The organism is Alteromonas gracilis (assembly GCF_043642145.1).
In the GTDB taxonomy this organism is placed as follows: domain Bacteria; phylum Pseudomonadota; class Gammaproteobacteria; order Enterobacterales; family Alteromonadaceae; genus Alteromonas; species Alteromonas gracilis_B.
In genome coordinates this window covers 46,136-58,088 of record NZ_JBHZRZ010000011.1, presented here as the reverse complement: position 1 = coordinate 58,088, position 11,953 = coordinate 46,136, and the positions used below count along the sequence as shown (strand labels likewise).

Annotated in this window: 8 protein-coding genes and 1 pseudogene; 5 read left to right on the top strand and 4 right to left on the bottom strand. The window is 45.2% G+C overall.

Annotation, left to right across the window (positions count from 1 at the left end):
- The first annotated feature begins 164 nt into the window (after nt 1-164).
- Nucleotides 165-1,361, top strand: coding sequence for a porin (locus tag ACHUFN_RS17135; protein ID WP_394223812.1), 1,197 nt, complete (start codon nt 165-167; stop codon nt 1,359-1,361).
- Between the two features lie 12 nt (nt 1,362-1,373).
- The gene (locus ACHUFN_RS17130; RefSeq protein WP_394223810.1) at nt 1,374-1,784 is read left to right on the top strand and encodes a type 2 periplasmic-binding domain-containing protein; all 411 of its coding nucleotides are present in this window, start codon (nt 1,374-1,376) and stop codon (nt 1,782-1,784) included.
- A gap of 89 nt (nt 1,785-1,873) precedes the next feature.
- Here the strand turns inward: ACHUFN_RS17130 and ACHUFN_RS17125 are convergent.
- Nucleotides 1,874-2,324: pseudogene (locus tag ACHUFN_RS17125) on the bottom strand (SDR family oxidoreductase); the annotation flags it as partial.
- Between the two features lie 94 nt (nt 2,325-2,418).
- On the opposite strand from ACHUFN_RS17125, the gene ACHUFN_RS17120 reads away from it, so the two are divergent.
- On the top strand, nt 2,419-2,976 hold the full coding sequence (locus ACHUFN_RS17120; RefSeq protein ID WP_394223809.1) for a YceB family lipoprotein: 558 nt from the start codon (nt 2,419-2,421) through the stop codon (nt 2,974-2,976).
- A gap of 55 nt (nt 2,977-3,031) precedes the next feature.
- On the opposite strand, the gene ACHUFN_RS17115 is transcribed toward ACHUFN_RS17120, so the two are convergent.
- A complete protein-coding gene (locus ACHUFN_RS17115) occupies nt 3,032-3,946 on the bottom strand; it encodes a LysR family transcriptional regulator (RefSeq protein WP_394223807.1) in 915 nt (304 codons plus the stop codon).
- Nucleotides 3,947-4,171: 225 nt separating this feature from the next.
- Here ACHUFN_RS17115 and ACHUFN_RS17110 point away from each other — a divergent pair, with 225 nt between their 5' ends.
- On the top strand, nt 4,172-6,580 hold the full coding sequence (locus tag ACHUFN_RS17110; RefSeq protein ID WP_394223805.1) for a TonB-dependent receptor: 2,409 nt from the start codon (nt 4,172-4,174) through the stop codon (nt 6,578-6,580).
- A gap of 105 nt (nt 6,581-6,685) precedes the next feature.
- On the opposite strand, the gene ACHUFN_RS17105 is transcribed toward ACHUFN_RS17110, so the two are convergent.
- Complete coding sequence (locus tag ACHUFN_RS17105) at nt 6,686-8,101, bottom strand: MBL fold metallo-hydrolase RNA specificity domain-containing protein (protein WP_394223803.1); 1,416 nt, start codon at nt 8,099-8,101, stop codon at nt 6,686-6,688.
- Nucleotides 8,102-8,112: 11 nt separating this feature from the next.
- The gene (locus ACHUFN_RS17100) at nt 8,113-9,777 is read right to left on the bottom strand and encodes a Na/Pi cotransporter family protein (RefSeq protein WP_394223801.1); all 1,665 of its coding nucleotides are present in this window, start codon (nt 9,775-9,777) and stop codon (nt 8,113-8,115) included.
- Nucleotides 9,778-10,105: 328 nt separating this feature from the next.
- On the opposite strand from ACHUFN_RS17100, the gene ACHUFN_RS17095 reads away from it, so the two are divergent.
- On the top strand, nt 10,106-11,827 hold the full coding sequence (locus ACHUFN_RS17095; RefSeq protein ID WP_463424087.1) for a protein adenylyltransferase SelO: 1,722 nt from the start codon (nt 10,106-10,108) through the stop codon (nt 11,825-11,827).
- Nucleotides 11,828-11,953: the final 126 nt, after the last annotated feature.

Here is an 11,953-nt window from a genome sequence, read left to right as displayed (position 1 = left end):
TTATTTGAGGCCTCGCGTTTTCAAAGTGACGCTGAATGACGCTTTAGTCCACAAGAAATCTTGACAATATCCAATACTTAAACTTCTTTTATAAGGCAGTAACACTGCAAAACACATCACTCAACTACATCATTTCATCACAAATGATGTCTAAGGAAACACACATGAAAAAAGTTGCGGTATACATGATGGCTGCAGCTGTGCAGATGAGTTTACCTGCACTCGCGCAAGCCAATGATGATTTTCATATATCAGGTTTTGGATCACTTGTAGGTGGTACGGTTGTAGATGGAGATGGGTATTGGGCAAGGTTGCCCGAGGCTGCGGGTCAATATGACACTGGGTTAGAATTTCAAACAGAGTCCAGACTAGGGTTGCAAGCTCGTTATGAAGCAGGCGAAAAACTCTCTGTCACTGCTCAGGCCATTTTTAGAGGGATAAACGACTTCGAACCTTCTCTTGAATGGCTTTATGCCTCGTATGAAATTACGCCGAGCCTGGAAGTAAACGCGGGGCGAATGCGCTTACCTGTATATCACTTTTCAGATTATATGGATGTGGGCATAGCCTACCCATGGTTGAGAGTGCCGTCTGACGCTTATTCGTTGGCTGTCACAAACTATCACGGCATTAGCCTACGCTATATGCTCGACTGGAATTCAGGAACAACAAACTTCCTACTTTACGGCGGACAACAAGACACAGATCCCAATGATTTAATCACCACGATTGAGCAGTACAAAACTGAACAACTGTACAACGAAGATGGTGGGTTTAGAGGCGTAAGAGGTATTCGCACCACCAAAGACTATGAAGACATGAAAGGCATAGTCGTTGATACTCAAATTGATTGGTTTAATTTGAGGTTGTCATATCTTGAAGGTAAAGAGAATTTCACTTTCTATGCCGAAGGCGGCTATCCGTCTACACCGCTTTTCGGTGACCAGTGGGTAGATACCCAATTTATCGATGTATCGACGTCTATCGACTATAACAATTGGTTTTTTATTGCCGAATGGAACGAGTATGACACGATTTACACCTCGTGGTTTACCTCGATAGCCAAAACCATTGGTGATTGGACGCCGTACGTCTTTTATTCCAATTTTGAGGGAGAATTAAGGTTCATTGCGCCAGGCGGTGTTTCAGCTGGTTTTGAAGATGGTGTAACAGGGACACTAGATGATGACTATAATTCGATTGGTATCGGCGTTCGTTATAACTTAAATCCGCGCACGGCGTTGAAGTTTGAAATAACCGATTTCAATGACGATGGCGATGCCGCTGTTTTCATAGATGAAGACCGAGACGGCGACACTGACGCAACAGCCGTAGCATTTTCTTTAGATTTCGTTTTTTAAGGTCTGACAATCATGAAAAGAATTTTAATATTATGTTTGGCTATGGCTTTAGCAATGCCTGTAACTGCGGCTAATGTGGTAATTATTAATGCCAATAACACCTCCGCAACAGACATGGAAACCGTTCAGCGAATTTACCTTGGTAAGTTGAAAGCTTTCGCAGATGGCAGCAGAGCCTTGGCGCTCACGTACGATCAAGGCGACGCATTACGTGAATTATTCAATAACGAGGTACTAGGAAAGTCAGAAAGCCAATACTCAGCATTTTGGTCGAAGCTTGTTTTTACTGGCCGAGGTACACCTCCCGAGTCAGTAGCTTCGCAAGAGGAAATGGTTAAGCTAGTTGGAACAAACCCCAACACCATCGGGTTTGTGGATGAAAGCTTAGTTAACGATTCTGTTAAGGTAATCGGTAACTTTTAAGCCTCGTGCTTTCTGCCATATGTAGAGATAAGAAGAGGTGCGGTCAGCTTAGCTGATTAAAGCTAAGCTGACTTGCTCTCGCTTTTACGCTAGTTAGTAGGCATCAAAAACACTTCGCGCACGTAGTTTCTCGGGTGTGCGTATACCGCATATAGCACTGCGTCAGCAACATCTTCTGGGTCAAGTTTATCCGGCTTAGGTGTATCGAAAAACGGAGTATTCACTATACCTGAGCTTATTGTGGTACAGCGCCCTTTCCACTGGGCCATTCCACTGGGCCATTTCTTCGGCCAAGTTAATGCCAAACCCATAGGCAAACTATTTTGCCGTACCATAAATAGAGCCTTTATGCAGTGTACGTTCAGCAACAAAGCTAGTTAGAACAAAGTGGTCCTGTTGAGCGCGCAAATGCGGTAACGTTAGTTTCGCTGTCCACAATAACGCGTTTACGTTTATATCGATAACACGCTTCCACTCGTCTGGATCGCCGTTTTCAGTGCCCGGGGTTGAAATGCCAGTTCCTGCATTAGCAAAAACAACATAATCTCTGCTGCCCCGGTTTTGGTTTACCCGTTTAACCCAAAACACCCCAAGTGCTAGTATTAAACGATATCTTTACTAACAGGTAATTCTAATGAAACGCTTTTTGATAATGGTCGCAGTATTGTTTTCGGCAGGGTGCGCAACGCTTTCTCAGCTTTCTTCATACACTGTTTCTAACGCAGAGCTAGAACAAGTACTTGATGCTCAAGTAAGTAAACTTCAGAAGCAAACGTCACTGGCAGGCATTCCGCTGTTTTTAGATGTTGAAGATATGACAGCAACCATTGGCCCAAACGGTCGAGACGTAGTTCAGCTAGGCGCTATTGCCATCGCTCGTGTTAGCGCATTTGGTTTGAATTACCCTGCCAAGGTAAGCTTGGCGCTTGAAGGCACGCCTTATTACGACAGCGAAGAAAAGGCCATTTTTGTGCGTTCGCTATCTTTGCTTGATAGCACAATTGATGCTGGCGGTTTTAAAGGAAACCTGGCGCCTGTCAGCGGTGAGTTCATGCAGCTTATCAACGGATATTTGGCCTCAAACCCGGTATATCGGCTAGACGCCACCAACAAAGCCGTGAACTTACTTTCAACGGTGCCAATGCAGCTCACCGTTGAAGAAGGTAAATTAAGGTTAAGCGCTAAGCCTTAATTATTGGTGTTGGGTCTATATACTGCGTTAATTTTCATTGCGGTGAATTGTCTACTTAGGCGTTGCCATCAAAAAATTGTTTTAATGCCGCTAATACCAACTCTACTTTTGTTGAGTACTGTTTATCAGCGGTTAACGCATAAATCTCGTATTCGCTAGTCTTCCAATCTGGCAGCAGCGCTACAAGTTCGCTTCTAAAAATAAGCTCTTCAACTTCTAGCCATGGTAGTAAGGCTAAACCATACCCCGCCTGTACATGGCTTATCAGGCTATTTAAATCGTTGAAACTATAGTGAAGCTTAGGTGCAAAACAGAATGACTCGCCGTTTGAATGGGTAAGATTCACTGTGCTAAGCACCCCTTTCGCTTGAGGTAAATTCATACCCAGCCACACATAACTTTGCAGCTCTTGAGGCGACAAAGGGCATCCAATTCGCTTTAGATAGTTTGGGCTAGCACAAAGCACTGTCGTGTTTTTACCCAGCGCATGATAAATAAAATTTGAATCTGGCGCCTTTCCGCAATCGATAAGAATATCGATACGTTCTTGAATAAAATCAATGTCGTGATCTTTAGCGATTATTGATAACTTCAAATCTGGGTGTTGATCGAATTCATGCTTTAACGCTTGCGCCAGCGGGCGAGCGGCAAGCCCTACAGGTACGCCTATTTTAATTTCTCCGCTTATTTCGCTTTTGCTTTGAAGTATTACCTCTTCTGCCTGCTCGGCAGCGATAAGCATTTTTTTACCCCACGCGTAATATTGCTCCCCAGCCTCAGACAAATTAATTCGGCGAGTAGAGCGATATAGCAAGGTGGTTTGTAATTCCTTTTCTAACTGGTTCATTTGCTGGCTTACGGCCGCTGGACTTATACCTAGCTGTGCCGCGGCTTCTCGCATAGAGCCAGAGTCGACCACGTGACAGAAAACGCCAATCAACTTCAAGCGATTTAAAAATTGTTGAGACATGATAAATAAACTTAAGTGCTACTTAATTGTATGTTAACAGTATTGAGACTTATTATCATTTACTTGTGTGACTATAATGCCGCCCCAGCAGTTAAAGCCAAAGCAATAAACCTAATCGCGCTTTTCTCCTCACTGCTTTTTTAACTTAATCAAACACGGAAACACTTAGTCTCAGTAAGTGCTGTGACGGTTTTCTTTTTCTCACACAGTAGGAAAACACGCTTTATGAAGTTATTAAAATTATCACCAATTGCATTGGCGATAATGTCGTTAAACGCTGTTGCAGCCAATGATAGCGACGAGAAAAAAGTTGAGCGCATTAGCGTTTATGGTCAACAAAATCAGCTTATTTTAAATTCTGGAACGGCAACCAAGTCAGACATGGAGTTAATTGAAATTCCAGCGGCTATTGTGGTGATAGGTAAAGACCTTGTCGATCAGCAAGGCAAAACTGACCTGCAAGAAATCATCAATAATATTAGTGGCTTAAACCAAGCTGGTAACAATTACGGCGTTGGCGACAACTTAGTTATTCGTGGCTTAGGTGTAAGCTATACGCTGGACGGAATGTATGCAGGTGGTGACTTCGGTAATAGCTTTAACCCTACTCGCTCTATGATCAACGTGGAAAGCGTGGAAGTGCTGAAAGGCCCTGCAACAGGGCTTTACGGTATTGGTGCTGCCGGTGGTATTATTAACCTAGTTGAGAAAAAACCGCAGTTTGAAGACGCATTTCATGTTCGCGCTCGCGCAGGAAGCTGGGACGCTCAACAAATCATGTTCGATGCGACAGGGCCACTGTCTGAACACTTAGCCTATCGCCTTGTTGCAAACCACGAGTCGAGTGATGGCTACCGAGGTCTGGGTCAAGAAAGAAACGAAGTTTACTCTACCCTTCGCTTTGAGTACACCAAATCACATACCCTTACCCTTTCTGGTGCCTACATCGACGATAGTGTTCAAATAGACTCGGTGGGCCATCCTGTTCGTATTGTAAATCAAGACAGTATTAATGGTTCACAAACCGATTGGACTGCACTTGTTAACGACAGTGATACGGACGGCGACGGCGTATTTGGCATTCAGTTAACCGATGCACAGCGACAAGAACTTGCAAACACTATCACTGACACCGATGGCTTACGCCCTTACGATTTGGGAAGTGGTTCGGTCATTTCGCCACTTTCAAAACCTAATGAAGGTGAAGAAACACGCATCAAAATAAAGTCAGATTGGCAGCTATCTAGCGACACGCTGCTAATACAGCAATTACAGTATCGCGATTATGAGTCTGAATTTGTTCGCCAAACAGGGGCGTACAACTATGTATATTGGAACCGAAATGGCGAGATTAACGCAAACCCTCGCGCACCGCTTGTAATCGACGATGTGCTTTATCCGTTTGCTGCACGCCGCCAAGAGTACCGTCGCCAATATGCCGATGAACAGTCTTTTCAGTACTTTGCCGATTTGAAATCAAACTGGTCTTATGGCGGTGTGCGCGGTGAGCATTTGGTTAGCGCTAACCTTGAATCTCGCGATATTCACTTAAAGTCTTGGTCTATTTACGACGCTGATGGCACCAGTGCCGACAATGCGATACCGTATATTTTAGATATCACAAATCCAAACTGGCCAACCGGAAACTTTGACGACTACGCACCATCACTTCGCAGTAACTACGATAAAAAAGTGACCGCAATGGGCATAAGCCTACAAGAAGTGGTGTATTTCACAGAAAGCCTCACTGGGCGTTTTGGTGCAGCCTTTACTGAAATTGAGCAAGAATACCAACACTTGGGTACTGACCGTTCACCACTTCGCACAGAAGAAGCCGACACCGACGATAAAGGTGTTACTTATAACCTTGGCCTTAACTACCGCATCACACCGCAATTTTCCGTGTTTGCAAATGTTGCTAAAGGGCGCACGGCTTATAGCATTTTAGGGAGCGTTTCTAGCTCAGAAGAAGACAATCGCCCCGATTCAGAATCTGAGTCGTTCGACATTGGTGTGCGTTTTACCGCACTGAATGAAGAATTGATTGGGTCAGTCGTTTTCTTTGACACCAGCAGAACTAACCTTCGCTACAGTAACCCGTTGTTTAACGATAACCCTGACGATCCAGAGTTCAATATCGACGTGCCGCAGTTCTTCTATGATGACGAAGACAAAACCCGTGGTGTGGAAATTGACGTGAACTTCGACATTAACGAAATGTTCTCGATGAATGCTAACGGAACCTATCAAGACGCTGAAACTATTCGAAACAGTAACCGTGGAACTGACACGCCGGTATCAGGCCCAGTTAAAGGTATTCCAGAAAAGTTTGCCAGCGTATGGGGTGAATATCGCGACACCGTATTCGGCTTGCCGGGGCAAATTAATGCAAGCCTTGGCTTAACCTACGAAGACGAGCGAACCATTAACTCAACTTCGTTTGGCCTGCCCGTTTCTGTGGTAGGAAGCTACAGCGTGTGGAATGCGGCTGCCGGCTATACCACAGACGAATGGCAGGTACGCGTTAACGTAAACAACCTGTTTGATAAAACCTATTACTCAAAGGCAATGTTCTTGGGTGGTTTACCCGGCGAAGGCAGAAACGTGACAGTGACCTTCGACTATCACTTCTAAGCTGACCAAACCCAAGTTAATAGCAGACAAAGCAAACACGTACTGCTTTTAACGTTTTATCAAAGCGCCGTCATTTTTTGAGGGCGCTTTTTTTACGTCTAATTTCTAAAATCTTATTGTTTCTTCGAAATGCGGAATAAACGCATTCCATCCTTTTTCTTTAATGGCACTTTGCAATGTATGTTTAGCGCCTTCCTCTCCGTGGATTAAGTAAATGTTGGGAGGCGAATTGAAGTGCGACAACCAGTCAATAAGTTGTTCTTGACTAGCGTGTGCTGAAAACCCGCCTAACGTGTGGATTTGTGCGCGAACGGCAATGTCCTCTCCCGCCATTTTTACATGCGTGGCTCCGTCGATAATCTTTCGTCCCGGTGTCCCCATCGCCTGAAAGCCTACAAACACCACATGGGACTGCTTACGCCATAAATTTTGTTTTAAATGGTGTCGAATACGCCCACCGTTGCACATACCGCTGCCCGCAATAATTATGGCACCGCTAACCACCTTGTTAAGCGCAATCGATTCTTCTGTTGATGTGGTATAGCTTAATATGGGTAATAGTGAATGTAAGCTCTGATTTTGGCTATGAACGCGCTCGGCACTATCGGAAATAGCATCGAGATCTTCTTCGTTATAAACATCTTGATAGCGATGATAAATTTCAGTGACCGCAATCGCCATTGGACTGTCTAAAAATACCCTTTGCTGCGTTAATTTGCCTTGTTGATATAGCTCGCCTAATCGAAATATGATCTCTTGGGTTCGCCCTACTGCAAATGATGGAATAAGAATGTTTCCGCCGTTTTCACTGGCTTGTAAAATGACCTGTTCAAACTCATCTAGGGTGGCTTCCATTGAACGATGGTTGCGATCGCCATAGGTAGACTCTAAAAGTACGATATCCGCTTCTTTTATAATATCCGGGTCGCGAAGTAACGCGGCTTGCGAATTACCGAGATCGCCAGAAAAGACTAACTTTTTAACGTCACCGTTTTCAGTAATACATATCTCTACTATCGCCGAGCCAAGAATGTGCCCGGCGTCGGCAAAATTAATTTCAACGTCTTGGGTTATTTTACGTTTGGTGTGATAGCGAGTGGGTATGCACTGCTTTAACACGCCATCAACTTCTTCTTTGCGATATAACGGTTCAATGAGGGGTTTGCCCGAACGCTGACGACGTTTATTTTCCCATTCGGCGTCTCGTTCTTGTAAAGACGCAGCATCTTTTAACAAGACTTCAATGAGATCGGCGGTTGGCCGAGTCATGTAGATTGGGCCACTGTAGCCCTCTCTTAGTAAAATAGGCAAACGGCCAGAATGATCAAGATGTGCATGAGACAATATCACCGCATCAAGCTGGCTGACATCTATAGGCAAGGGTTCGTGGTTTTTGGCTTCTTCATCTCGCCTGCCTTGATATAACCCGCAATCGAGTAACAAGGTGCTGTGCGCTGTTTTAAGCAGATGCATTGACCCTGTCACCCCTTCAACTGCGCCTAAAAAGGTAAGTGTTGCCATAGTATGCTCCTTTAATCGCCTTCCACGTTTTGTTGACTATCACCGTGCGTTAAATTTGCCGTGGTAATGCCGTCCTCGACCTGCTGAATGTGACTAAAGACCTTGATCCACATCTGCACGATTTGTAATAGCAATTCCATACACTCGGTGGCGTCTGTCATTTGGGTAACAGAAATATCACCTTGTGTTGCCCCCAGCACCAGCGCTGATTTCAGTGTGTGGTGCTCTTTATCAAGTAAATCGAATTGAACGTTTAACGCGTCGCTGCTATCAAATTGTCTCCAACGCACCATTTTCATGAACTCATTGGTCACCGATAAATAGTTGGTAAATTGCCCTTCAAGCATTGGCTGAGCGAGCACCTCTCGACGCCTACTCAGTGCTGAAATGGCTTCGGCTTTTTGTGCGTTCGATAACATGTAGTGCTCTACTCGCATAAGCGATGCCAACGCTTCGGTGGTTTGTTCACTTAAGGCTTCGCGCTCTACTTCAACAATGAACTGCGAAATATGCTTACAGAGCATCTCAACACTATGTAAATCGTTTTCAACGGCCGTTTTTTCGCTGCTTTGTTGGGAAAGCAATTTGGGGTAAACGCTTAAGAAGCGGTCTGATACTGATAGTAATTCTAGGATCAGCGCGTTCACTGCCAAATCGGGAGTTTGAGCAATGTTTTTATCTAAGTGCTTAGGCTTAGACGCCTTTTCTTCTAACGATACAAAACGTCGCTCGAGAAAGCGTGTTAGCCTGTCGTTTAGGGGCAAAATAAGCGCCACTCCCAGCAGGTTAAACAAAGTATGAAAGATAGCAAGTGTAATGCCCGGAGCTGCTTCTACGTCGGCAACAGCGGTTATCCAATTAATAAAGGCAAACAGAAGGGGTAAAACCAAGGCAGCCACAATGGCAGTAGTAACGTTAAAAATCACCTGTGCCGTTGCCACTCGCTTAGCACTGGATGTAGCGCCAATAGAGGCGAATAGAGCGGTAGACGTAGTGCCAATATTTGCACCAATTACCATTGCACCCGCGGCATAAATGCCCACCATGCCAGAGGACGCAGCGGTGATAGTTAAAGCGATGGAGGCACTAGATGACTGAGTTAGCACTGTCATAATAAAGCCAATGACTAAATACATCAGAAAGCCTTCAATACCAGAGGATTGAAACTGACTGAGATCGAAGGTGCTCACGATTCCTTCAAAGGCTGTTTTTAAACTGTCGATCCCCACAAAAAACAGGCCGAACCCAGCAATCGCAATACCCAGTGATGCTAATCGACTGTTGGGTTTCAGTAGTTTTAAAATCATGCCTACACCAATCATAGGCAATGCAACGGCTTGAATATTTAGTTTAAAACCCACTAAGGCAACAAGCCACCCGGTCATGGTTGTACCTATGTTTGCACCGTAAACAATGCCTAGAGCATGGCGCATGCTAAGAAGGCCTGCGTTAACAAAGCCTAACGATGCCACAGTTACGGCGCTTGAAGACTGGACTAACGCGGTCATCGCCGCACCTGACAACACACCTCTAAATGGCGTTTTACTCCACTTAGCAAGTAACGTACGTAAAGCGTTTCCTGCCGCCAGTTTAAGCCCGTCGGTCATCATGCCAATGGCGAGCAAGAAAAGCCCTAAGCCACCAATAATATTGCCAAGCAGTACGATACTATCCATCTACCACCTTCTTTGTCTTTTAATCGCTTATCAAAAGCAATTCGTAATACACTCTCTACTAATAGGAATTCGTTAGGAGGGTGTTGCATATAATGCCCCCGCAACGGTCACCAATTTGTAAACTAGAATGCTATGCACTGAACAAGCGGTGCTATGCATTCAACAAGCGCTGTATGCCTGCATAAAAGTGTAGATAAGAGTACAATGGGCGTAATTTGCATTGTTTGTTCTTGGTCAAACAATAAAGAAAAATTGCTGCGCTTGGCGCTGTAAGTCGGCAAGTCTATGTTCCCGAAGGCACGTGGCAGCTCAGTAACGGGCGGCTAGTATGAAAAAGGTGATGGAAGTGACAGAACGTATCAAAACACTAGATGAATTCGCAAAGCACGTAGATTACTCTTTGCTAAATACACTCACTCCCGACCCACAGTCTACCAGCGATGGTAGCGACCATGACCCGCGCCAAGTTTTCTCCGGTCACTATGTGCCGGTTACTCCGACCCCATTAACTGCACCCACGTACATTGCTCATAGCGAAACCCTGTTTGCCGAATTAGGCTTGGATAACGAGTTGGCGGCAACCGAGGCGTTTACGCGCTTATTTTCAGGCGACATGTCTGATGTACCTGCATCAATGCAGCCTTTCGGCTGGGCAACCGGCTACGCGCTTTCTATTTACGGTACGGAGTACACAGAGCAGTGCCCGTTTAGGACGGGTAACGGCTACGGTGACGGCCGCGCTATCTCTATCGTTGAAGCGGTATTAAACGGGAAACGCTGGGAAATGCAGTTAAAAGGTGCAGGCCGCACGCCTTATTGCCGTGGCGCAGACGGGCGCGCCGTATTGCGTTCAAGCGTACGCGAGTTTTTAGTGCAAGAACATATGCACGCACTTGGCATTCCAACCTCACGTTCGCTGAGTTTGTTTATGTCTGAATCAGACACAGTAGACAGGCCATGGTATCGCGAAGGTTCTCACTCATATGAACCTGAAGTGATGGTTGAAAATATAACGGCTATTTCCACCCGCGTTGCGCCTTCATTTCTACGCGTTGGGCAAATTGAGCTTTTTGCAAGACGTGCTCGCTGCAATGAACACAGCGAAGCGCTCAATGAACTCAAAGCCATTGTTAAGCACCTTATTGAGCGAGAGTATTCAAGTGAAATAGACACAAACACGCCATTTGAAGAGCAATTGGTCACGCTGGCTGAACTATTTCGAAACCGCTTAACGCGTCTTGTTTCTGGTTGGGTTCGCGTAGGTTATTGTCAGGGCAATTTTAATAGCGATAACTGTGCTGCTGGCGGCTTTACTTTAGATTATGGGCCATTCGGCTTTTGTGAATTTTTTGAAGCAGACTACCAACCTTGGACAGGCGGCGGCCGTCACTTCTCGTTTTTAAATCAGCCCATTGCTGCACAAAAGAACTTTGATATGTTCTGTCGTTCGTTAATGCCTCTGCTTGAAGGCAAAAGCGAGCACCTTTCAAAGCTTAATGATATTAATGACGGCTTTTCTGGCGTTATGGAGCAAGCGATGGAAAGCATGTGGGCAGAAAAACTAGGTTTGACTCATTATGATCACGATTTGCTAATTAAGCTTTTGCAGCTGATGTTGCGCACTGGTGTAGACTACTCAATGTTTTTCCGAGAGCTATCGTCGGTACCTAAAAATATGGCGAGTTTGACCAAGAGTTTTTACTACCCGCCAAAAGAAGACGCAATGAAGGAGTGGGAAGCGTGGCTGCAAACGTGGCGCGAGCGTATTGAAAAGGACGCCGAGGCACAAGGCGATAAAGCAAATGCTATTGCTGCCACCGCAAAAAACATGCGCAAAGCAAACCCTAAATTCACATGGCGCGAATGGCTAATTGTACCTGCCTATAAAGCCGCAGAAAAAGGCGACTTTTCGCAAATTCACGCGCTCCAAAAGACACTAACCGCGCCTTATGACGAACAATCAGAAGAGATAGAGAATAAATACTATCAGCTACGCCCGCTTGAATTTTTCAGTGCGGGCGGTGTGGCCCATTACAGCTGCTCTTCATAAATGCGCATTTCTCTTTTTGAAGTAAAGTGCTGCTAAAACCACACTTCTCCAAAATAACGGCTTTATAAAAAAGGCAGCGGAGGTAAAACCGCTGCCTTCATTCTGCTTAAGTTAAATCACATGTGC

Bases quoted from the DNA above. Each gene is read 5' to 3' on its own strand.
- ACHUFN_RS17135 (WP_394223812.1), top strand. From the start codon at position 165: ATGAAAAAAGTTGCGGTATACATGATGGCTGCAGCTGTGCAGATGAGT.
- ACHUFN_RS17130 (WP_394223810.1), top strand. From the start codon at position 1,374: ATGAAAAGAATTTTAATATTATGTTTGGCTATGGCTTTAGCAATGCCT.
- ACHUFN_RS17120 (WP_394223809.1), top strand. From the start codon at position 2,419: ATGAAACGCTTTTTGATAATGGTCGCAGTATTGTTTTCGGCAGGGTGC.
- ACHUFN_RS17115 (WP_394223807.1), bottom strand. From the start codon at position 3,946: ATGTCTCAACAATTTTTAAATCGCTTGAAGTTGATTGGCGTTTTCTGT.
- ACHUFN_RS17110 (WP_394223805.1), top strand. From the start codon at position 4,172: ATGAAGTTATTAAAATTATCACCAATTGCATTGGCGATAATGTCGTTA.
- ACHUFN_RS17105 (WP_394223803.1), bottom strand. From the start codon at position 8,101: ATGGCAACACTTACCTTTTTAGGCGCAGTTGAAGGGGTGACAGGGTCA.
- ACHUFN_RS17100 (WP_394223801.1), bottom strand. From the start codon at position 9,777: ATGGATAGTATCGTACTGCTTGGCAATATTATTGGTGGCTTAGGGCTT.
- ACHUFN_RS17095 (WP_463424087.1), top strand. From the start codon at position 10,106: ATGAAAAAGGTGATGGAAGTGACAGAACGTATCAAAACACTAGATGAA.